The sequence below is a fragment of the Rhodococcus wratislaviensis genome, assembly GCF_041228765.1.
Classification (GTDB): Bacteria; Actinomycetota; Actinomycetes; order Mycobacteriales; family Mycobacteriaceae; genus Rhodococcus_F; species Rhodococcus_F wratislaviensis.
The window spans coordinates 3,536,632-3,559,110 of sequence record NZ_CP150488.1; the positions used below are offsets into that span (position 1 = coordinate 3,536,632).

At 67.0% G+C, this 22,479-nt stretch carries 19 protein-coding genes; 6 read left to right on the plus strand and 13 right to left on the minus strand.

Annotated elements, in window-relative coordinates; translation table 11 throughout:
- Positions 1–105: 105 nt before the first annotated feature.
- Complete coding sequence (locus WKC72_RS16190; protein WP_370183365.1) at positions 106–1,575, plus strand: sugar porter family MFS transporter; 1,470 nt, start codon at positions 106–108, stop codon at positions 1,573–1,575.
- Between the two features lie 81 nt (positions 1,576–1,656).
- On the opposite strand, the gene WKC72_RS16195 is transcribed toward WKC72_RS16190, so the two are convergent.
- The 12 genes from WKC72_RS16195 to iolC form a co-directional block, all read right to left on the minus strand.
- Complete coding sequence (locus tag WKC72_RS16195) at positions 1,657–3,177, minus strand: DUF222 domain-containing protein (protein WP_370183367.1); 1,521 nt, start codon at positions 3,175–3,177, stop codon at positions 1,657–1,659.
- A gap of 80 nt (positions 3,178–3,257) precedes the next feature.
- Positions 3,258–3,773, minus strand: a complete 516-nt coding sequence (locus WKC72_RS16200; protein ID WP_370183370.1) for a GNAT family N-acetyltransferase — start codon at positions 3,771–3,773, stop codon at positions 3,258–3,260.
- Positions 3,770–4,771, minus strand: a complete 1,002-nt coding sequence (locus WKC72_RS16205) for an ROK family protein (RefSeq protein ID WP_128641877.1) — start codon at positions 4,769–4,771, stop codon at positions 3,770–3,772. Before WKC72_RS16205 ends, WKC72_RS16200 begins: the two co-directional genes overlap by 4 nt.
- Positions 4,768–6,156, minus strand: a complete 1,389-nt coding sequence (locus WKC72_RS16210) for an NAD(P)/FAD-dependent oxidoreductase (RefSeq protein WP_370183372.1) — start codon at positions 6,154–6,156, stop codon at positions 4,768–4,770. Before WKC72_RS16210 ends, WKC72_RS16205 begins: the two co-directional genes overlap by 4 nt.
- 66 nt (positions 6,157–6,222) lie before the next feature.
- A complete protein-coding gene (locus WKC72_RS16215; protein ID WP_370183374.1) occupies positions 6,223–7,728 on the minus strand; it encodes a CoA-acylating methylmalonate-semialdehyde dehydrogenase in 1,506 nt (501 codons plus the stop codon).
- An 11-nt stretch (positions 7,729–7,739) separates the two neighbouring features.
- A complete protein-coding gene (locus WKC72_RS16220) occupies positions 7,740–8,612 on the minus strand; it encodes a sugar phosphate isomerase/epimerase family protein (protein ID WP_370183376.1) in 873 nt (290 codons plus the stop codon).
- Positions 8,613–8,617: 5 nt separating this feature from the next.
- Positions 8,618–9,685: a Gfo/Idh/MocA family protein gene (locus tag WKC72_RS16225; RefSeq protein WP_370183378.1), complete on the minus strand. Its 1,068-nt coding sequence runs from the start codon at positions 9,683–9,685 to the stop codon at positions 8,618–8,620.
- 26 nt (positions 9,686–9,711) lie between these two features.
- Positions 9,712–10,617, minus strand: a complete 906-nt coding sequence (locus WKC72_RS16230; RefSeq protein WP_128641881.1) for a sugar phosphate isomerase/epimerase — start codon at positions 10,615–10,617, stop codon at positions 9,712–9,714.
- Between the two features lie 34 nt (positions 10,618–10,651).
- The gene (iolD, locus tag WKC72_RS16235) at positions 10,652–12,604 is read right to left on the minus strand and encodes a 3D-(3,5/4)-trihydroxycyclohexane-1,2-dione acylhydrolase (decyclizing) (protein ID WP_112300645.1); all 1,953 of its coding nucleotides are present in this window, start codon (positions 12,602–12,604) and stop codon (positions 10,652–10,654) included.
- A 2-nt stretch (positions 12,605–12,606) separates the two neighbouring features.
- Positions 12,607–13,503: a 5-deoxy-glucuronate isomerase gene (iolB, locus tag WKC72_RS16240; protein ID WP_268790061.1), complete on the minus strand. Its 897-nt coding sequence runs from the start codon at positions 13,501–13,503 to the stop codon at positions 12,607–12,609.
- A 21-nt stretch (positions 13,504–13,524) separates the two neighbouring features.
- On the minus strand, positions 13,525–14,424 hold the full coding sequence (locus WKC72_RS16245; protein WP_370183382.1) for an aldolase: 900 nt from the start codon (positions 14,422–14,424) through the stop codon (positions 13,525–13,527).
- A complete protein-coding gene (gene iolC / locus WKC72_RS16250) occupies positions 14,417–15,406 on the minus strand; it encodes a 5-dehydro-2-deoxygluconokinase (RefSeq protein ID WP_115948500.1) in 990 nt (329 codons plus the stop codon). The genes WKC72_RS16245 and iolC overlap by 8 nt, the downstream gene beginning before the upstream one ends.
- Positions 15,407–15,609: 203 nt before the next feature.
- Between iolC and WKC72_RS16255 the strand changes: the two genes are divergently transcribed.
- The 5 genes from WKC72_RS16255 to WKC72_RS16275 all read left to right on the plus strand — a co-directional run bounded on the left by WKC72_RS16255 (position 15,610) and on the right by WKC72_RS16275 (position 20,951).
- Positions 15,610–16,347 (plus strand): GntR family transcriptional regulator, encoded by a 738-nt coding sequence (locus tag WKC72_RS16255; RefSeq protein ID WP_009474056.1) that lies wholly within the window; start codon positions 15,610–15,612, stop codon positions 16,345–16,347.
- Between the two features lie 31 nt (positions 16,348–16,378).
- Positions 16,379–17,740 (plus strand): MFS transporter, encoded by a 1,362-nt coding sequence (locus WKC72_RS16260; protein ID WP_370184377.1) that lies wholly within the window; start codon positions 16,379–16,381, stop codon positions 17,738–17,740.
- A 188-nt stretch (positions 17,741–17,928) separates the two neighbouring features.
- Positions 17,929–18,927, plus strand: coding sequence for a substrate-binding domain-containing protein (locus WKC72_RS16265; protein WP_037240788.1), 999 nt, complete (start codon positions 17,929–17,931; stop codon positions 18,925–18,927).
- A 145-nt stretch (positions 18,928–19,072) separates the two neighbouring features.
- Positions 19,073–20,131 (plus strand): ABC transporter permease, encoded by a 1,059-nt coding sequence (locus WKC72_RS16270; RefSeq protein WP_037245954.1) that lies wholly within the window; start codon positions 19,073–19,075, stop codon positions 20,129–20,131.
- A 4-nt stretch (positions 20,132–20,135) separates the two neighbouring features.
- Positions 20,136–20,951 carry an ATP-binding cassette domain-containing protein gene (locus tag WKC72_RS16275; protein WP_115948502.1) on the plus strand — a complete coding sequence of 272 codons (816 nt, stop codon included), beginning with the start codon at positions 20,136–20,138 and terminating at the stop codon, positions 20,949–20,951.
- A gap of 60 nt (positions 20,952–21,011) precedes the next feature.
- Here WKC72_RS16275 and WKC72_RS16280 read toward each other — a convergent pair whose 3' ends face one another.
- Entirely contained in the window at positions 21,012–22,412 is a 1,401-nt protein-coding gene (locus tag WKC72_RS16280; protein WP_037241372.1) for an MFS transporter, read from the minus strand.
- Positions 22,413–22,479: the final 67 nt, after the last annotated feature.

The window sequence follows — 22,479 nt, forward strand, 5'->3', positions numbered from 1 at the left end:
CCCCGTCGGCTGCACCGAGCCGAGCGCACTCGGGCGATATCGACACACGTGAACCGATCTTCCGTGTCGCGATGCGTGAGCATTCCCCAGAAAGGCCAACACCTGATGTCGACAACCCACTCGGCTGCCAGTGCCCGCGGAAGCGGCGGCGCTGCGCGTAACGAGCGCAGTCACAAACGCTTCCTGACCAAGCTCACCGTCATCTCCACGCTCGGGGGCCTGCTGTTCGGCTACGACACCGGTGTGATCTCCGGTGCGCTGCTCTACATGAAAGACGAGCTGAACCTCAGCGCCGTCGGCGAAGCAACCGTCGTGAGCTCGCTGCTCTTCCCGGGTGCCGCCGTCGGTGCGCTACTCGGAGGCCGGTTGTCGGACGCTCTCGGCCGCAAACGCACGCTCCTCGTCTGTGCGGGTCTGTTTCTCGTCGGCGCCCTCGGGTGTGCGATGGCCCCCAACGTGGAGATCATGGTGCTGGCCAGGATCGTCCTCGGGCTCGGTGTGGGCGCCGCCGCCGTCACCTGCCCGCTCTACCTGGCCGAGATGGCGCCGGTCGAGCGCCGCGGTCGGATGGTCACCATCAACGAACTGATGATCGTCACCGGTCAGATGCTCGCCTTCTCGATCAACGCGCTACTCGATCACCTCATCGAGGATCCGACGGTGTGGCGGTACATGCTGGCCATCGCCTCGGTGCCCGCGGTACTCCTGCTGCTCGGCATGCTCGCGCTCCCGGATTCGCCGCGGTGGTACGCGTCGAAGGGCCGGCTCGCCGAAACCCGCAGCACGCTCGAATTGAGCCGCAGCGAGTCGGAGGCCGCAGTCGAGTACGCCAGCATCAGCGTCCACGCCGCACGCGACCGGAACTCGAAGGTCAGTGGCGCCGTCCACTATCTGCGCGACTATCCCTGGATGCGCCGGATCCTCTGGATCGGCTGCGGTCTGGCCATCGTCCAGCAGGCAACGGGTATCAACACGGTCAACTACTACGCCCCGACGATCCTGGAGCAGAGCGGGTTGGGTGTCAGTGCATCCCTGGTTGCCACCATCGCCGTCGGTGTCACGTCGGTGGTCATGACAATTGTCGGAATCATCCTGCTGGGCTTCGTGAATCGTCGCAAGATGCTGCTGACCGGATTCATCGGTGTGGCATCCTCGCAGGCCGCGCTGTCACTGGTATTCCTGCTGCCCTCGTCCACCGGCCGCAGCTACATCATCCTCGCCGCAATGATGGTGTTCGTCGCCTTCGTGCAGTGCTTCATCGGAACCTGCGTGTGGTTGCTGCTCTCGGAGATCTTCCCGATGGCCATCCGCGGGTTCGCCATGGGCATCGCGGTCTTCGTGCTCTGGACGACGAACGCCTTGATCTCGTTCGTCTTCCCGATCCTGAACTCCGTCCTCGGATCCACCGGAACCTTCGGCCTGTTCGTCCTCGTCAACCTGGTTTCGGTGTACTTCGTGTACCGCTTCGTCCCGGAGACCAAGGGGCGCAGCCTCGAAGAGTTGGAGGACCGCCTCGGCGCAGGCAAGCCCGACGCGTCGGCTGCGGGAAGCACCGCTGCCGTCGCCACCCACTGATCGCTGGATCTCAGGCACCGGCGCCGCCGCCTTCGGGTGGTGGTGCCGGTGCGTGGTGGTGTGTGGCTGCCTGAACGAGGGTCAGAAAGGCAGGCGCTCCTCCAGTTCTGGGTTGCCCGGCCTACATGGCACATCCGGCCGCGGCGCCGAGTTCCGTCCTCGTCTCCCCTGCAGTTCGTTCAGATACACCTCGTCCTGCTGGTCGTGGGAGCGCTCGGTGAGCAGTCGGAGGGCACGGGAGCGCTGCACCCCTCGGATGTGGTTGTGGGCGAGTTCGATTGCTGCCCCTTCGGGTTCGGTTCGGATGATGTCGCCGCGCGGCGTGGTCCACTCGACGTTCCCTGCCCCGGTCTGGCGGACGGTCCAGGAGCCGTCGGTTTTCAGCCGGTGGTGACGTCGGCACAGGCACGCGAGATTCGACTCGACCGTGAGACCACCAGTCGCAGGGTCCTCGTGGTCGAACGGCGTCGTATGGTCGATGTCGCAGAGTCGTGCCGAGACCTGGCAGTTGGGGAAGCGGCAGTTGCCGTCGCGGGCCCTGATCCGGCGGCCGAGAGCCGTCCCTGGTGCGTAGGTGAGTTCGGGTCTGGTTGCTGTGTTCCGGATGTAGGTCACGGGTATGCCGTGAGTCTTCTGAACGGGACTGATCTCGAGGACGTGCCCACCTGCGTCGCCTTCGATGGCCAGCGTGTGGACGCGCTGGAAGACACCGTCGGCGGCCAATGTACGGGCGGAGTCCGCACAGATCGGCCCGTATCCCTCGAGGTGGGCGGGAAGGTCGTCGAGTCCGAGGAGAGTCGAGGCGTTGACGACGACCTGAATGAGAGGTGCCCGCCGTGTCCGCGCGGTGGCGACACGGGCCGGGCACTGTTCCCGACCGCAGTGGCACGTGAGGTGCCCGGTGCTATCGGCGAGGGCAGTGAGAGCGTCGGCTCGCCGCTGGGGGAGAGTCCGCGGGTCGTCGGCACATACGTCGTGGATCGACATCTCCCGCAACCGCATCGCGAGGGTGTGGGCGTCGGCTGCGGGAAGGTGTCCGTCGAGGTAGGCCATACCGTTCTCCGCGGGGCGGATCCATACGTCGCGATCGGCGACCGCGAGTGTGGTGCGGTGGGCGATGCTGTCGGGGTCGTGACGGGCGATCAGCCGACGAGCGCGGGCTCGCAGTTTGGACGGTGGCAGGGAGCGACTGTCGAGGATCGCGGTTTCGAGTTGCTCCAACTTCGAGTCGCTGACGCCGGCGAGCATGGCGGCGATGACTCGCGCCTGATCCAGGTCGATCCGCCCGGCCGCGAATGCGACTCGGGTGCCGTGCAATCGGTGGCGCAGATCGAGTCCGAGGTCGATCCAGGCGGTCACCACCGGTTCGTTCATTCCCAGTGCGACCGACACCTCCACCGCCGTATGGGAACCGGAGTGGGCCGGGTTGATGCCGCGGCGCTCGTCCTCGTCGCAGCACAGGTCGTAGAACTCGGTCACCGCCACAACTTGGCGGTACTGAGCCTGCGCCAGCACCGATTTGCCGACGCGCAACGCCTCGATCGCCACTATCCCTGGCGGTGTCGCGTCGAGTGCGGCCGCGCTGGAACTGTTGTCCCCCATAGTCTACAACCCCCCGGTATCGAACGTATCTTCGATCCTACCGGGGGCCACCGACAAGTATCGGAGAATCTTGCGGACGGCTAGCGCGAAGGTGTGATGTGCGCCAGGTGGAGTAGCGGGAAGGGGCGGCCGTCTGCATCCGTATCGGATCGTCCGGTAATGACGAATCCGTGTGCCTCGTAGAATGCCAACGCTTGCCGGTTCCGCACATTGACGTCCAGTAGCAGACCGGGAAAACGGTTGATGGCATCGCGCAACAGCGCTGAACCTACACCGCGGCCTCGGTGCACGTCGTCGACGAACAGCACTTCCATCTTCCCGTTTTCGAGTCCGGAGAATCCGGCGGCGAAGCCTTCCCGTACTGCCACTGTGAGATCGAGAGCAGGGAGATAGTCAACCACGATGCGCTGATCGTAATATGTGACGTCCTCATCGGTGATGAAGTGGTGCGTCGCCTGGACCGCGCCTTTCCAGATGGCAGCGAGGACCGGTAACTCTTCCTCACCGAGGCACGCACGCAGTTCGATGCTTCCGATCGGTCGCGGCCGAATCCAAGACTGGCCGGTGAGTGCTCGACGAGTCCAGAGACTCGTCAACCACGCACGGGGAGCGGAGCTCCGTTCAGCAACGCGTCCCTGGCCATCGTCGCGGCTCCGATCCGCTGGGCCGATTCGCCGAGTTGGGTTTCGCGGATGCGGGCGAGGGGACGGTGTCCGGAACCGGTTGCGAGAGAGGCGTAGACGTCCCGCGCGTGATCGAGGAACAGCGGGGCCGAGCCGCTGACACCCCCGGAGACGACGACGAGATCGGGGTCGTAGACGTCACCGACCATGGCGAGTCCGACGCCGAGCCACCGCGCGAACTCCTCCATGGTGCGGACGGCGAGCGGGTCGCCGTCCCGCGCGGCGCTCGCGATACGGCGGCCGGTGAGCGATCCCGGGTCGCTCGCCACCTCGCGCGCGAGCACCGTCGAACTCGTCGGGTCGGCGGCGAGGAGCTCGATGGCCGTGTCGACGAGCGCGGTTCCGCTGCAATACCGTTCCCAGCACCCCCGTTTACCGCAGGCGCACGGTCTGCCGCCCGGGACCACCTGGAGGTGGCCCAGTTCGGGAGCAACGCCGAAACTGCCGCGGTAGAGCGTGCCGTCGATGAGCAGCGCCGCACCGATGCCGGTGCCGATCGCGACCATCACGACATTGCGACCACCGGCGGCCGCACCGAACCGGTGCTCCGCCCACGCCGCCGCGTTCGCGTCGTGTTCGAGGACCACCGGCAGCCCGAGCCGGTCGCTCAGGTCGTTCGCCACCGGCACGTTCTTCCACGGCAGGTGCGGGGCGAAACGCACCGTGGTGAGGTCGGAGGTGATGAATCCGGCCACGGCGAGACCGACGGCGGCGATCCGATGACGGGACGCGAGCTCGCGGACGGCACGGTCGAGCGCGTCCTCGAGGGCCTTCGCCGACTGCGGGGTGGGTGCCTGGACGGAGTCGAGAACCTCACCGGTTTCGTCGACGACGCAGGCCCGGATACTGGTACCACCGACGTCGATGCCGACGGTGAGAGCGGAAGCAGGCACGGAGGCGACGGTACTCACCGTGCGGAGGCCGTCGCCGCCTCGGGTACCGCCCGGGAATCCTCCCAGGCATCGAGCCGGTTGATGGCCGTCCTCGCGACCACCTGTTGCTCCGTGACCGCCAGGTGTCCGCGGGTTCTTCCGAGGAACGACCATGTCCAGGACATGGCGGTCGCGAGCCGGCTCTTGAATCCGACGATGTAGACCAGGTGGATCAGGAGCCAGAGCAGCCAGGCGAGCAGCCCGGTCAGTTTGAGGCGACCGACCTTCGCGACCGCGTGGAAGCGGGAGATCATGGCCATGCTGCCCTTGTCCGTGTAGCGGAACGGGACGCGTTCGGGCTTGTCGCGACCCTTCCGGTGGGCCCGCACCTCCGCGGCGATCAGCTGCGCGGCGTAGCGGCCGCCCTGGATCGCGACCTGCGCGACACCGGGAAGTCCGTCGCGATTCATCATGTCCCCGACGACGAAGACGTTGCTGTGGCCGGGCAGCGTGAGGTCGGGTTCGACGAGGACACGGCCCGCGCGATCGGTGGCGGCGCCGGTCTGTTCGGCCAGTTGCCTGCCCAGCGGACTGGCAGCGACACCGGCAGACCAGATCTTGCAGGCGGCCTCGATCCGCCGCTCGATTCCGTCCTGGTCGCGGACGGTGAGTCCGTCGTCGTCGACGTCGGTCACCATCGCGCCGAGCTGGATCTCGACTCCGAGATTCTCCAGCGTGTCGGCGGCAGCTCGACGCAGTTTCTCGTCGAAAGGCGGGAGCACGGTGGGCGCCGCGTCGAGCAGGATGATCCGCGCGTCACGGGGATCGATGGTGCGGTAGGCGCCGGCGAGAGTGCGGTGCGCGAGCTGGGCGATCTCGCCTGCCATCTCGACACCGGTGGGCCCGGCGCCGACCACGACGAACGTCAGGAGTCGCGCCCGCTCGGCGGGATCGGTGCTCACCTCGGCGCTTTCGAAGGCGCCCAGGATGCGGCCGCGCAACTCGAGGGCGTCGTCGATCGTCTTCATTCCGGGTGCGTGCTCGGCGAAATGGTCGTTGCCGAAATAGGATTGGCGGGCCCCCGCCGAGACGACGAGGCTGTCGTACTCCGTGACCGTCGTGCGGCCGCGGTGGGTGGAGGTGACGGTCCGGTCGGCGACGTCGATCGTTTCGACTCCGCCGATCAGGACGGACGCGTTCTGCTGGTCTTCGAGGACGAGTCGCGTCGCGGGCGCGATCTCACCCTCGGACAGGATTCCCGTCGCCACCTGATACAGCAACGGCTGGAACAGGTGGTGTGTCGTGCGATCGATCAGAGTGACGTCGACGTCCGTCCGTTTCAGGGCCTTGGTGGCGAAGAGGCCGCCGAATCCCGATCCGATGACCACGACCCGATGACGGCGGGCGAGAGAGGTGTCGCTCATGAAGTTCCTTTCGATCGAACGGACTCCGCGCCGGACCGCGGACGGTCCGGCGCGGAGAACCAGTACCTATGCGTTCTGGGGGAAGCCGAGATTGATGCCGCCGTGGCTGGGGTCGAGCCAGCGGCTGGTGACGACCTTGCCGCGGGTGAAGAAGTGCACACCTTCGGTGCCGTGCGCGTGGCTGTCGCCGAACAGCGAGTTCTTCCAGCCCCCGAAGGAGTAGTAGGCCATCGGGACGGGGATGGGAACGTTGATGCCGACCATGCCGACCTCGACCTCGTTCTGGAACCGGCGCGCGGCGCCGCCGTCGTTGGTGAAGATCGCGGTGCCGTTGCCGAACTGGCTGGAGTTCACCAGTTCCAGGGCCTCGTCGTAGGACTCGACCCGGATCACGGACAGGACGGGTCCGAAGATTTCGTCGGTGTACACACTCATGTCCGTGGTGACGTGGTCGATCAGGGTCGGTCCGAGCCAGAACCCGTCCGCACCGCCATTCGCCTGCACGGTGCGCCCGTCCACGACGATGGTGGCGCCGTCCTGTTCGCCGGCGTCGATGTAGGAGGCGACCTTGTCGCGGTGCACCTTCGTCACCAGCGGACCCATGTCGGAGTCCTGGGTGCCGTCGCCGATCTTCAACGTGTCGGTGCGCTCTTTGATCTTGGACACCAGTTCGTCGGCGATGTCCCCGACCGCGACCAGGGCGGAGATGGCCATGCAGCGTTCGCCGGCGGAGCCGAAGCCGGCGTTGACCATGGCGTCGGCGGCGAGGTCGAGGTCGGCGTCCGGCAGGACGATGGCGTGGTTCTTCGCCCCGCCGAGTGCCTGGACGCGTTTGCCGTGGGCGGTGCCGGTGGCGTACACGTACTGGGCGATGGGGGTGGAGCCGACGAAGCTGATGGCCTTGATGGCGGGGTTGGTGAGGAGTTCGTCGACGGCGGTCTTGTCGCCCTGCAGGACGTTGAACACCCCGGCGGGCAGTCCGGCTTCGGCCCAGAGTTCGGCCATCCAGATCGCGGCGGTCGGGTCCTTCTCCGACGGCTTCAACACGACGGTGTTGCCGGCGGCGATGGCGATGGGGAAGAACCACATCGGGACCATGGCGGGGAAGTTGAACGGGGAGATGATCCCGACCGGGCCGACGGGTTGGCGGATGGAGGAGACGTCGATGTTGGTGGAGGCGTTTTCGGTCATGCCGCCCTTGAGCAGGTGGGGCATGCCGCAGGCGAATTCGACGACTTCCTGGCCGCGGGAGACCTCACCGAGTGCGTCGGAGACGACCTTGCCGTGCTCGGCGGTGATGATCTCCGCCAACTCGCCCTTGCGGGCGTTGAGCAGTTCCCGGAACTTGAACACGATGGAGGAACGCTTGGTGAGGGAGGTGTCGCGCCAGGCGGGGAACGCGGCCGCTGCGGCGTCGATGACGACGCGGGCGTCCTCGACACTGGCCAGGGCGACCTGACCGGTCACGGCACCAGTGGCCGGGTTGGTGACCGGGGCCGTGTTGCCGCTCGTACCGGCGAATCCCTTGCCGTCGGACCAGTGTGCGATCTCGCGAGTGATGTTGGTGCTCATGTGTTGTCCTTTCACCGCGTGCGCGCGATGTAATCCTTCATGGTCTTCAGTTGGTAGCGGGAGACGTCGTGAGCGTTCTCGTCTTCGGCGAAAACGCTGGACACCATCACCGTGTCGGGTTTGTCGTAGAAACCGAGTTCGCCGAGCCCGCCGAAGAACTCGTCCCAGTCGAGGTCGCCGTCACCGATCTTGAGGTGCTGGTGGACACGCACCGGGTTGCCGGGCGGGTTGGTGATGTACCGCAGTCCGTGCGAGCGGTGGTGATCCATCGTGTCCGCGACGTGGACGAGCCGCAGCATGTCGCCGGCGGCCCGCATGATCTCGAGCATGCCGGCGCCCATGTGATAGCTGTGGCACGCGACGTACACCAGTCCGAAGTTCTTCGAGTTGATGCCGCGGATCATCCGGATGGCGTCCAGACCGTTCTCCACGAAATCGTCGGGGTGCGGATCGATGCGAACGTCGATGCCTTCACGCTCGATGATGGGGACGAGTTCCTCCATCGACCGGTAGAAGGCGCGCTCCGATTCCTCGGCCTTCTCCGGGCGGCCGCTGAACTCGGTGTTCATCACGCTCACACCGAGGTCGACGGTGATCTGAATGGCGCGCTTCCAGTACCGCACCGCCGCCTCGCGGGCGTCCTCGTCCGGGCCGGACCACCGCAGAACCGGCAACACTGAGGCGATTCCGACGCCCGCGTCGCTGCAGGCCTTGCGGAACTGCCGGACCAGCTCGTCGTCGGCCTTCGGGTGGTTGAAGAACGGGATCATGTCGCGATGCGGGGTGAGCTGCAGGTGTTCGAAGCCGAGTTCCGCGACCACCGCCGGCAATTCGAGAAGCGCGTAGTCGTGGTGGAAGGGTGTGGGATCGAGTGCAATCTTCATCGTGTTCACGCTCCCGGAATGGAGGAACGGTCGACCATGTCGACGGCCACGCGCTCGCCGGTCTCGAGCGACTGCACGCCGGCGGCGCACACGGCAGCGGCTGCGTAGCCGTCCCACGCACCGGGCCCGTCGATGTAGGTGCCGGTCTCCGCGCCCGTGCGGGCGGCGTTCACCCAGCGCTGGATCTCGACGTCGTACGCCTGGCCGAAGCGCTCCTTGAACGAGGGGGTGATCTCCCCGCCCGACATACCTGCGCCCGAGCGGCCGTTGCCCGCGCCGGTGCCGAACTTTCGGACGAGCCCGACATCGAGACCGATGAACGCCGAACCCTTCTCGGCGACGATCTCGGTACGCACCTCGTACGCGACACCGGTGGTCACGAAGACCTCGACGTCCACGTGACGACCGGACTCGGTGGTGAAGAACGCGATCTGAGGATCCTGCAGACCCTCGGGCGCACCCGGATTCGCGGGGGGGCGGAGGATCTGCACGGACGTGATCTCCTCGTCGAACAGGAATCGGGTCACGTCCACCTCGTGGACCAGCGAGTCCTTGACGATCATCGAGCTGTCGAAGCTCGGGGGCACAGCGGGGTTCCGGTGCACGCAGTGGGCGAGGAGAACCTGCCCGAAAGTGCCGTCGTCGATGAGCGACTTCAGCTGCTCGTACTCGTGGTCGAACCGTCGCATGAAGCCGACCTGGATCAACTTCTTACCGAGCTCGGCTTCCCGCTTGACGATCTCGAGAGACGTGGCGACGTCGGTGGTCAGCGGCTTCTCACACATCACCGGCTTGCCGTGCTCGAGGCAGGCGAGAAGCTGCTTCTCGTGCGTCGGCCCGGGGGTGGCCAGGACGACGGCGTCGACGTCCGGATCGGCGATCGCGTCGAGCGGGTCGCCGATCACCCGGCATCCGGGGATCCCGGCCGCGATCTGCTCGGCCTTCTCGGTGAAATAGTCGTTGACGACGGCGACGGTCGCGCCCTTGATGCGCTCGGTGATGCGTGCGACGTGGTCGGCGCCCATCATTCCGACACCCAGGACGGCGATCCGCAGGTCGTTGCTTCCGGACATAGCTGACTAGCTCCTGACGTGGTCGGTTAGGCGAACTTGACGGACGGGATCCCGCAGGACCCCAGGTACTTACGGGTGCGCTGGGCGATCGGCAGCGGAACGTCCACGGCGCAGGGGTAGAGATCCTGCTCGACGATCGCGAACACGTCGATGTCGAGCTTCTCGATCGCGGCGAGCAGGGGAGGCAGGTCGGGGATGCCGAGCGGCGGCTCGATCATCGCGCCGAGCTTGACGGCCTCGCCGAACGGCAGGTCCTCCGCCTCGACCTTGGCACGGACCTCGGGATCGACCTGCTTGAGGTGCAGGTAGCCGATCCGCTCGGGAGCACGCTCGATGATCGCGAGGTTGTCGCCGCCGCAGTAGCTGATGTGACCGGTGTCGAGGCACAGGTTCACGTACTCGCTGTCGGTGCCGTCGAGGAAGCGGTACACGTTCTCCTCGGTGTCGACGTGGCTGTCGGCGTGCGGGTGGTACTGCGCCTTCACGCCGTACTGCTCGAACATCTTCTTGCCCAGCTCGTTCATGCCGCCGGTCTTCTTCTTCCACTGCGCTGCAGTGAGAGTGCGGTCCTCGAGCACCTCGCCGCTGCTCGGGTCACGCCACATTTCCGGGATGACGACCACGTGCTTGCCGCCGGCGGCGGCGGTCAGCTTCGCGACGTCCTCGATCTGGGTCCACACGGCATCCCAGGAGTCGTCCTGGTGCAGGTGCTCGAACACGGTGCCTGCCGACAGTTTCAGATTGTGGGCCGCGAGTTCGTCACGGAGCTGCTGCGGATCGGTCGGCAGGTAGCCGTACGGCCCGAGCTCGATCCACTCGTAGCCGGACGCCGAGACCTCGTCGAGGAACCGCCCGTACGGGGTCTGCTGCGGGTCTTCCGGGAACCAGACGCCCCAGGAGTCGGGGGCGGATCCGACGCGGATGACGCTCATCGGGAAATCCTTTCGAAAGTTGTACGGGGGAGAGTTAGTTGCCGGACGGGCGCAGGAACGGGCGCTGGATCTTCTTCCACTGCGCGTACGTCTCGTAGGCGGTCCGGGTGGAGTCGAGGGTGCTGGTCTCGCTGACCGGGACGTCCCACCAGGATTCGCTGTCCGGGGCGGCGATCCGCGGGTCCGTTTCGACGTGGATGACGGTGGTGTTGTCGCCGGCCTTCGCCACCTTGACGGCGTCGGCGAACTCGGCGGCCGTGTTCGCGCGGATCACGTCGGCGCCGAGGCTCGCGGCGTTGGCCGCCAGGTCGACGGGCAGGATGTCGCCGTCGAGCCGGCCGGAGTCGCCCCGGTAGCGGTAGTCGGTGCCGAACCGCTGGGAGCCGAGCGACTCCGACAGTGACCCGATGGACGCGAAGCCGTGATTCTGCACGAGGACCACGATGACCTTGACGTTCTCCTGCACGGCCGTGACGAGTTCGGTGGCCATCATCAGGTACGAGCCGTCGCCGACCATGATGAACACGTCGCGGTCGGGGCAGGCCATCTTGGCGCCGATGCCGCCGGCGACCTCGTAGCCCATGCAGGAGAAACCGTATTCGACGTGGTAGCCCTTGGGGTCGCGGGTGCGCCACAGCTTGTGCAGATCACCGGGCATGGAGCCGGCGGCGCACACGACGACGTCGCGCGGATCCGACAGTGTGTTGGCGAGACCGATGACCTGGTTCTGGTTCAAGCCGAGCGAATCGTCGTCGATCCTGTAGACCGAGTCGACCGTGGACTCCCAGTGTGCTGCGAGTTCGGCTGTGCGCGAGCGGTACTCGCCGGAAACCTGGTAGTCGCCCAGTGCCGCGGTGAGCGCCTCGAGCGCCTCGCGGGCGTCCGCGACGACGCTGACGCCGCCCTGCTTCACCGAGTCGATCGACGCGACGTTGATGTTGACGAACCGCACGTCGGGGTTGTTGAACGCGGTGCGCGACGCGGTGGTGAAGTCGCTGTAGCGGGTGCCGATGCCGATGATCACGTCGGCCTCGGTGGCGAGTGCGTTGGCCGCGGTGGTCCCGGTCGAGCCGATCGCGCCGACCGACTGCGGGTGGTCGTAGGGCAGTGCGCCCTTGCCGGCCTGACTCTGGCCGACCGGAATCCCGGTCGCCTCGGCGAAGGAGGCCAGTGTGTCGGTGGCGCCCGAGTAGATCAGGCCACCACCGGCGACGATCAGCGGTTTCTTCGCCGACCGGATCACGTCCGCGGCCCGAGCGATCACCGACTTCTCGGGGAGCGGCCGGGCCACGTGCCACGTGCGCTCGGCGAACAGCGACTCCGGCCAGTCGAAGGCCTCCGCCTGCACGTCCTGCGGGATGGCGACGGTGGCCGCACCCGTCTCGACGGGGTCGGTCAGCACGCGCATCGCGCCGAGCAGCGCCGACGGCAACTGCTCCGGCCGCCACACGCGGTCGAAGTAGCGCGACAGCGGTTTGAATGCGTCGTTGACGGTGACGTCACCGCTGGACGGTAGTTCGAGTTCCTGCAGCACCGGTGCGCTCGCGCGGGTGGCGAACGTGTCGGCAGGCAGGAGCAGGACGGGGAGCCGGTTGATGGTGGCGAGGGCCGCGCCGGTCAGCATGTTGGTCGAGCCGGGGCCGACGCTGGCCGACACCGCCCACGTCTGCAGGCGGTCCTTCTGGCGGGCGTACGCGACCGCACTGTGCACCATCGCCTGCTCGTTACGGCCGAGGACGTACGGCAGTTCGGGTTCGGTGCCGGCGTCGACGGCGTCGATCTCGGCCTGCAGGAGTGCCTGACCGAGTCCGGCGACGTTGCCGTGGCCGAAGATGCCGAAGCAGCCGGCGAAGAACTTGGTGCGTTCGCCGTCCCGCTCGACGTACTGGTTGGCGAGGAATCGGATGGTTGCCTGAGCCACCGTGAGGTGGACGGTGCCTTCGGCGTCGGGGTTCTTGCTCGCCGACATCGGCGCGGTGGACACCACGGTCATGCTCCTTCGGACGGTGCGTGGAGGGGGAGGCGGGGATCGACGGTCTGGTGGTCCCAGCTGCCGCGCAGCCAGGTGTGGGCCGGGTCGTCGCAGATGTTCCAGACGCGGTCGTCGCCGGGCCCGGCCATGACGTTCAGGTAGTACATGTGATGTCCGGGGGCCGCGATCGACGGTCCGTGGTAGCCGTGCGGAACGAGGACCACGTCGCCGGAGCGCACTTCCTCGAGCACCTCGATGGGCCGCTCGGGAGTGCCGTACACGCGATGGTAGCCGAATCCGGTTCCGCCGAAATCCACTGCGGTGGCATTGGCTTCGGCGATCTCGAAGTAGTAGATCTCCTCGAGCTGCGACTCGACGTCGCTGTTCTCGTCGTGCTTGTGGCTCGGGTACGACGACCAGTTGCCGCCGGGAGTGACGACCTCGCACGCGATGATCGAATCGGCCTCGAAGCGGTCGGCGGTGCCGAAGTTGTGCACCTGGCGGCTGCAGTTGCCCGCGCCGCGCAGTTCGACGGAGATGTCCGCAGCCGGGACGTACCGGAACGGGAACTTCTGCCGGGCGCGGGCGCCGCACAGGGCGAATCGTCCACCGGTCGCGCTCGCCACCGTGTACGCCGAATCCCGGCCCACGTAGGCGAAGTCGCTCGGTCCGTCGAATACGGATCGCCGTCCGGTGAGCGCGAACTCGGTGCCCTCGCTCGACACCGCCGCGGACCCGGCAAGTGGCACGACGATGATCTCGTCGTCACCGGACGCGAGTTCGGCCGACCCGCCGGGGGTCAGGGTGAGCACCCGAAGACTCGATTCGGTCCAGCCCGCCGATTCGGGGGTGACCTCGAGGTCGAACGGTCCGGTGGCCGCGGAACCGACCGGCACGTAGTACTTGCTGTTCATCGTGGGCCTCTCCGGCGTGCGTCAGTGAACGAGGGATACGGCGGTGTCGACCGCGGCGGCGACGTCCTCGTCCCGCGGGTACAGCAGGGTGCGTCCGACGATCAGGCCGCGGACCGACGGCAGCGCGAGGGCCTTGGCCCAGCTCGCGAACGTCTCCTCGGGGGCCGTCTGCGGGTCTCCGCCGAGCAGCAGCGTCGGAAGCGTCGTCGCGTCCATGACGCGTTCCATCTCCTCGACCACCGGAAGCTTCATCCAGGTGTAGGCGGACGTGGAACCGAGGCCCTGGCTGATGTGGATCGACTTGATCACGGCGTCGGCGCTGAGATCGTTCTTGACCTTGCCGTCGACCCGCCGCGACAGGAACGGTTCCACCATGGCCATCAGTCCGGCCTCGGCCAGCGCATCGACCGCCTGGGCGCACGCGGTGAGGGTGGAGAGCGTGCCGGGATCGTCGAGATCGATGCGGCACAGCATCTTTCCGCCGTTCATGCCGGCCTTCGCGGTGCCGGCCGCGGTGTAGCCGGTCATCCGGTCGTCGAGTTCGAAACTGGCGCCGGCCAGGCCGCCGCGGTTCATCGACGAGATGACCACCTTGTCGTCGAGCGCACCGAGCAGCACCAGATCGTCGAGGATGTCGGCGGTGGCGAGCACACCGTCCACACCCGGGTTGCGCAGGGCGGTGCGGAGGCGGTCGAGGAGGTCGGTGCGACTGTTCATCGCGGTCGGTCGGTCGCCGACCGAGAGTGCGCCGCGGGCGGGGTGGTCGGCGGCGACGATCATGAGCCGGCCGTTACCACGCACGGTGGGCCGGGCGATCCGGGTCGCCCAGGCGCGGTCGATGGCGGCCGGGTCGCTCGCGCGGACCTCGGTGACGTCGGCGTAGGACGAGCAGACTGCGCGGTGAGCGAGAGTTTCAGACATTGACAGCCTCCGAAGCGGTGGAATCGGCGAGCTCACGGACCTCGTCGGCCGTCGGCATCGCGGTGGAGCATTCGAGCCGGGAGGCGACGATCGCCCCCGCGGCGTTGGCGTAGCGCAGGATCTTCTCGAGAGGCCACCCGGCGAGCAGGCCGTGGCACAGCGTCCCGCCGAAGCTGTCGCCGGCACCGAGCCCGTTGACGACGTCGACCTCGTTGGGCGGCACCGTGATGGACTGGGTGCGGGTCTTGCCGAGCACGCCCTTGGGACCCTGCTTGACGATCGCGAGTTCGACGCCGAGGTCGAGCAGGGCGTCCGCGGCCTTGTGCGCGTTGGTCTCGCCGACCGCGATCTCGCACTCCTCCCGGTTGCCGACCGCGACGGTGACGTGCTGCAGGGCCCGCTGCACCTGAGCGGTGGCCTCGGCAGGAGAGGACCAGAACATCGGGCGGTAGTCGAGGTCGAGGACGGTGTGGGTGCGGCGTCCGCGGGCCTCCCAGGCCGCGAAATGCGCGCTGCGGCTCGGCTCTTCGGACAGCCCGGTGACCGTCGACCAGTAGAGCTTCGCGTCGCGGACGGCGTCGAGATCGAGGTCCGCGGGCTTCACCTGCAGATCCGGGGCGACGGGCTTGCGGTAGAAGTACAGCGGAAAGTCGTCCGGCGGGAAGATCTCACAGAATGTGACGGGAGTCGGGTGCTCGGTGTCGATGCCGACGTAGCGGTTGTCGACGCCGAGATCGGTGAGTGCGGTGCGGACGAAGCGCCCGAACGGATCGTTGCCGACACCCGAGATGAGGGCGCTGCGGCAGCCGAGGCGGGCGGCGGCGACGGTGACGTTGGCCGCGCTTCCGCCGAGGAACTTGCCGAACGTCTCGACGTGCTCGAGGCCGACTCCGGTCTGCAATGGGTAGATGTCCACACCGCAGCGCCCGATGGCGAGGACGTCCAATCCGTTCCCGGTGGTGTGCGTCTGGATGGTGGTCAAGGCTGACTCCCGAATAGGTCGTTGTGGGTGGTCTGCGCAGGGCGCCGAGGTCTGGTTGAAACTGTGCTCCACATCACCGGCTCCTGTCAAGACTTTGTCCTGACATTATTACTTGAAGTCAATCTGGTGTTAGTGTTCGCATACACTGCCGGAAAGGCCGGCGACGGCGGACGTCGCCCCGCGTACGAGGATCGGAGTTGTCCGTGGGTGCACCACTCGCAGTCGAGCTCGACAGATCGAGCCCGGTTCCGCTGTATTTCCAGCTCGCGCAGACGATCGAGAACGCGATCATCGGCGGGGAACTCGCCCCCGGTGACCGTTTCGAGAACGAACTGGCGCTCGCCAAGCGGCTGAACCTGTCCCGTCCCACCACGCGCCGTGCCATCCAGGAACTCGTCGACAAGGGACTGCTCGTCCGCAAACGCGGGGTCGGAACGCAGGTGGTGCAGAGTGCCGTGCACCGGCCGGTCGAACTCACGAGCCTCTTCGACGACCTCGCGCGGGCGGGACAGAGCCCGACCACCAAGCTCCTCGACTACCAGGTATCCGTGCCGGCCGAAGACGTCGCCGCCGAACTCAATCTGCAGCCCGGCGCCGAGGTCGCGTCCATCCGGCGCCTCCGCAGCACCAACGGCGAACCGCTGGCGCTGATGACCAACCACATTCCGGTGGACCTCGCGCCGGACCCCGAGGAACTGGAGGCGCACGGCCTCTACCACGCACTCCGGGCCCGCGGCGTGCACATCCGTCTCGCGCGGCAACGCATCGGCGCGAAAGCGGCGAGCAAGGCGGAGGCGTCGCTGCTCGACGAGAAGACCGGGGCGCCGCTGCTGACGATGAACCGGACCGCGTTCGACGATTCGGGAAGCGCCGTCGAGTTCGGCAGCCACTGCTACCGCGCGTCGCGGTACTACTTCGACACGACCGTTGTCGATCGCTAGAACCGCGCGCGCGACGTCGTTCCCCCGTGGAATGGCCCTGCTGGTGGCAGGTGCCCTCTTCATGGAGATTCTCGACGCCACCATCATCGCGCCGGCCGTCCCGCTGATCGCCGAGTCCTTCGGTGTCGACGCGGTCGACGTCAACATCGCGATCTCCGCCTACCTGGTGACGGTCGCCGTCCTCATCCCCGCGAGCGGGTGGGTGGCCGACCGGTTCGGGACCCGCCGCGTGTTCGTGGCCGCCATCGCCGTGTTCACGCTGGCGTCCATCGGGTGCGCGGTGAGCGTGTCGTTGCCGATGCTCGTCGCGATGCGGGTGCTGCAGGGAGTCGGCGGCGCCATGATGGTTCCGGTCGGGCGGCTCGCGGTGCTGCGGTCGAGCACGAAGAGCGACCTCGTCCGCGCGATAGCTCTGCTCACCTGGCCCGCGCTCGCGGCGCCCGTGATCGCGCCCCTGCTCGGCGGTGCGATCGCCACCGTCGGCTCGTGGCGATGGATCTTCGTCATCAACATTCCCATCGGCGTCGTCGGAATCCTGCTGTCCCTGAAGCTGGTTCACGGGGCAGGTTCGCGGTCGACGAGCAGGCTGGACTGGCGTGGCCTCCTCGGGGTCGGAACGGGAATCGCGGCAGCCCTGATCGCGCTGGAGAGCATCCGCGTGACGGGCACCGACTGGCGCCGGGTCGCGATCGGGGGAGCGGTCGCGGTCGTCCTGCTGGCGGCCTCGGTGCTCCATCTCGCCCGCACTCCGCATCCGCTCGTCGACTTCCGCGTGCTGCGCGTCCGGACACTACGAACCACCGTCACCGGCGGTTCGCTCTACCGCCTGATCGTCACGGCAGTGCCGTTCCTGCTGCCGCTGCAGTTCCAACTCGGTTTCGGCTGGACGCCGTTCCTCGCGGGTCTGCTCGTCGCGGCGCTGTTCGCCGGGAACATCGCCGTCAAACCCTGTACGACGCCGCTGATGCGACGCTTCGGGATCAGGCCGATCCTGCTGGTCAACGCCCTGCTGTCCGTCGGCTGCTTCGGGCTGCTCGCCGCCCTGAGTTCGTCGACCCCGATGCCGGTCATCGCCGGGGTCCTGTTCGTGAGCGGAGCCCTGCGCTCGGTCGGATTCACCGCGTACAACAGTCTCGCGTTCTCCGACGTCGACCGTGCCGACCTCACGCACGCGAACACTCTCAACGCCGCCGTGCAGGAACTGGCGGCCGGTCTCGGGATCGCGGTCGCAGCGCTCGCTCTCACCGCGTTCACGCCGTTGGCGACGTCGTCCGAGCACGGGTTCGGGTCCGAATATTCCTGGACCTTCGTCCTTTTGGGCCTGCTGATGCTGTGCACGGTGATTGACACGCTGCGTCTGCCGCGCGACGCCGGGGCAGCGGTCACGCGCTGAGCGCGCCTTCATCCGTCCACGAATCCGATCGACGTACGGGGCGACCCCGGGGACACCTCTGTCAGCGCATTTGATATGTGGTCCTAATGTCCAGACAAACTATTGACTTTCGGGTGTGACGCGTATTACATCTAAGGCACACGGCCAAGACGTCACCGGGCCGTTCGTCCCCCCGAGAGGAAAAGCAGATGAACTTCCCCAACCGGCGTCGTGTGGCGGTACTGGCCTGCGCGAGTGCCCTGGTGATGAGCCTCGCGGCGTGCTCGAGCACCGGAGGCAAGCCGGACAGCAGCGGGTCCGGGATCGGCGCGGGCACCGCCGACACCCCGCGCATCACGATCGCGATGGTCACGCACGCGGCACCGGGCGACACCTTCTGGGACCTGATCCGCACGGGCGCGCAAGATGCCGCCGACAAGGACAACGTCGAACTGAAGTACTCCTCCGATCCGCAGGCCCCCAACCAGGCCAACCTCGTGCAGACGGCAATCGACTCCAAGGTCGACGGCCTCGCGCTCACCCTCGCCACCCCCGAGGCGATGGCCCCCGCCGTCAAGAGCGCACAGGACGCGGGCATCCCGATCTCCGCGTTCAACGCCGGATACGGCGCCTGGAAGGACATGGGGGTCAACCAGTACTTCGGGCAGGACGAGACCATCGCCGGGCAGGCCGCGGGGAACCGGCTCAACGACGACGGCGCCAAGCACGTCATCTGCGTCATCCAGCAACAGGGCCAGATCCAGCTCGAATCCCGTTGCGCCGGCGCCAAGCAGACCTTCCGCGGCACGTTCGAGACACTCAACGTGAACGGTGAGGACATGCCGTCGGTAAACTCGACGATCGCCGCCAAGCTCCAGCAGGACCCGTCCATCGACGGTGTGCTCACGCTCGGCGCCCCGATCGCCCTCACCGCCGTGCAATCGGTCGGTAACGCGGGCAGCCCGGCCAAGGTCTACACGTTCGACACCAACGCGGCACTCGTCGACGCCATCTCCGACGGCAGCGTGCAGTGGGCCATCGACCAGCAGCCGTACCTGCAGGGCTACCTCGCCATCGATTCGCTGTGGCTGTACCTGAACAACGGCAACGTCATCGGCGGCGGCGGGCCGACGCTGACCGGGCCGTCGTTCATCGACAAGACCAACATCGACAAGGTCGCCGAGTACGCCAAGGCCGGCACCCGCTGATCGGCGGTCGATCACATGGCAGGGCACACGATCCGGACCCCGGTGGGTCCATCTCACGCACACACCATCACCGTCACCATCGACCCGGTCGCAGGACCGGCCGGCACCGCACAACGCTGAGATCCACCGGCGCGGAGAGGAAATCATGTCCACACAGCAAGATCTGGACCTTGCCAGTCACAAGGTCGTCCACGACGAGAGGGTGAAGGAGCAGAAACGCCTGCAGCGTCTGCTGGTCCGCCCGGAGATCGGGTCCCTGTTCGGGGCGATCGCCATCTTCGTCTTCTTCATGGTCGTCGCACCCCCGTTCCGCAGCCCCGAAGCGTTGGCCACGGTGCTCTACGCCTCCTCCACGATCGGGATCATGGCGTGCGCGGTGGCGCTGTTGATGATCGGCGGCGAATTCGACCTCTCCGCCGGCGTCGCGGTCACCACCAGTTCCCTGGCGGCGTCGATGATCGCCTACAACCTGCACCTGAACCTGTGGGCCGGCGCCGCCCTCGCCCTGGTGGTGTCGCTGGCGGTCGGGTTCTTCAACGGGTACCTGGTGATGAAGACGAAGATCCCCAGCTTCCTGATCACGCTGAGCTCGTTCCTGATGCTCACCGGCATCAACCTGGCGGTCACCAAACTGATCACCGGGCAGGTCGCCACCCCCAGCGTGTCCGACATGGCCGGGTTCGACTCGGCGAAGAAGGTGTTCGCGTCCTCCTTCGAGGTCGGCGGGGTGTCGGTGCGGATCACCGTGGTGTGGTGGCTGCTGTTCACCGCGATCGCCACCTGGGTGCTGTTCAAGACCCGGATCGGGAACTGGATCTTCGCCGTCGGCGGCAACCAGGACTCCGCCCGCGCCATCGGTGTGCCGGTCACCAAGGTCAAGATCGGGTTGTTCATGACCGTCGGGTTCGCCGCCTGGTTCGTCGGCATGCACCTGCTGTTCTCGTTCAACACCGTCCAGTCCGGGCAGGGCATCGGCAACGAGTTCCTCTACATCATCGCCGCGGTCATCGGCGGCTGCCTGCTCACCGGCGGTTACGGCACCGCGATCGGCGCCGCGATCGGCGCGTTCATCTTCGGCATGACGAACCAGGGCATCGTCTACGCCGGCTGGAACCCGGACTGGTTCAAGTTCTTCCTCGGCGCGATGCTGCTGTTCGCGGTCATCGCCAACAATGCCTTCCGCAACTACGCCGCCAAGAGGTGACCGCATGAGTACCATCGAACAGATGCCCGTCGATACCGAACCCGGGGACGGCGGCAAGATCCCGCTGATCGAGCTCAAACACGTCGGCAAGCAGTACGGCAACATCATCGCCCTGCAGGACATCAACCTGCGGGTGCGGGCCGGGGAGGTCACCGGTGTCCTCGGCGACAACGGGGCCGGCAAGTCCACCCTGATCAAGATCATCGCCGGGCTGCACCAGCAGAGTGAGGGCGAGTTGCTCGTCGACGGCGAGGCCCTCACCTTCGGCTCCCCGAAGGAAGCCCTGTCCAAGGGCATCGCCACCGTCTACCAGGACCTGGCGGTGGTGTCGCTGATGCCGGTGTGGCGCAACTTCTTCCTCGGTCAGGAACTGCGGAAGGGACCGCTGAAGTCCCTCGACGCGAACGGGATGCGCGCCACCACGATGTCGGAGTTGTCGAAGATGGGCATCGAACTGCCCGACGTCGACGCCCCCATCGGCTCGCTGTCCGGTGGGCAACGCCAGTGTGTGGCGATCGCCCGGGCGATCTTCTTCGGCGCCCGCGTCCTGATCCTCGACGAGCCCACCGCCGCCCTGGGTGTCAAGCAGTCCGGGATGGTGCTGCGCTACATCTCCGCCGCCAAGGAACAGGGCTTCGGGGTCGTGTTCATCACCCACAACCCGCACCACGCCTACATGGTCGGCGACCACTTCGTCCTCCTCAACCGCGGACGCCAGAAACTGGACTGCACCTTCGACGAGATCAGCCTCGAAGAACTCACCCAGCAAATGGCCGGCGGCGACGAACTCGAAGCACTCACCCACGAACTGCGGCGTTAGGCACCGACACGACGATGCGCCCGGCACACGTGCCGGGCGCATCGTTCGTTTCCGAGCGGATCAGACCTTCGCGTTCGCCTTCGCCTTCGTGAGCGCGACGTCCTCCTTGTCGAGGTCGAGCAGCGGAGTGCGGGAGTTCTCCTTGGCCGTGGAGGCAGACGCCGCGGCGATGAGCGCGCAGACGGCGGTGAAGATCGCCACCGGCACCCAGTTCTTGGGGTCGGCGCCGCGCAGTGCCTGGGCGATGGTCGGTGCGAATCCGGCGAGAGCGAAACCGAGCTGCGTGCCGATCGCCATGCCGGAGTAGCGAACCCGCGACGAGAACATCTCGGCGTAGAACGCCGGCCAGATGGCGTTGGTCCCGGCGTAGACGCCACCCATCAGCAGGATGCCTGCGAGGAAGATCATCGCCACGTTGCCGGTGCCGATCGCGGCGAAGTACAGGAAGATTCCGGCGGCCGAACCGATCGCGCCACCGATGAACACCGGCTTGCGGCCGATCCGGTCGGACAGCATGCCGAGCAGCGGCTGCGAGACCAGGGCCACCGTGTTGGCGGCGATCGCGACCCACAGCATGGTGGTGCGGCTCATCCCGATCTCGGGGGTGGTGGCGTAGGCGAGGCCGAACACGGAGAACACGGTGCTGACGACGGCGATGAAGGCGCAGAAGACCACGCGGAGAACGTCACGCCAGTGCGTGCGGAAGAGGTCGACGACGGGGAGCGGTGCGGGCGCCTCGTCCAGCGCTTCCTTGTTGGCGATGAAGATCTCGGGCTCTTCGAGCTTGCGACGCACGATGTAGGCGACGACGAGGACGAGGAGGCTGCACCAGAACGGGACGCGCCAGCCCCAGCTGTAGAGGGTCTCGTCGGGCAGCGCCGCGACGGGGATGAACGCGAGGCTCGCGACGATGAAGCCGGCCTGGGTGCCGGTGAGCGTCCAACTGCAGAAGAAGCCGCGACGGTGGGCGGGGGAGTGCTCGAGGGTGAGTGAGCCCGCACCCGACTGCTCGCCGGCCGCGGAGACGCCCTGGCAGATGCGCAGCAGCACCAGTAGCACCGGTCCGACCATCCCGGCCTGCTCGGACGACGGCAGACAGCCGATCAGGAACGTGACGACGCCCATGAGCACCAGGCAGAACATCATCACCTTCTTGCGTCCGGCCCGGTCGCCGAAGTGTCCGACGAAGACGGCGCCGATCGGACGCGCGATGTAGGAGATGCCGAACGTCGCCAGCGACAGCAGCAGCGGGTTCTTCGATCCCTCGAAGAACACGTGCGGGAACACCAGCGCAGCAGCCGAGGCGAAGATGTAGAAGTCGTAGTACTCGAGCAGGCTGCCGAAGAAGGCGGCCTTCGCGGCCTTCTTCGCGTTGGTGGGATCAGCGTTGGGGTCGACGGAGGAGCGGCCTTTGCCGTCACCGTTTCGACCGGAGGCGCCGGTGCCGTAGTCGATGGTCATCGATACTCCTGGGGAGCGAGGAATGTGAACACTGGCGGCTCGGACGAGCAGGTGTTCGTGGGTCGTA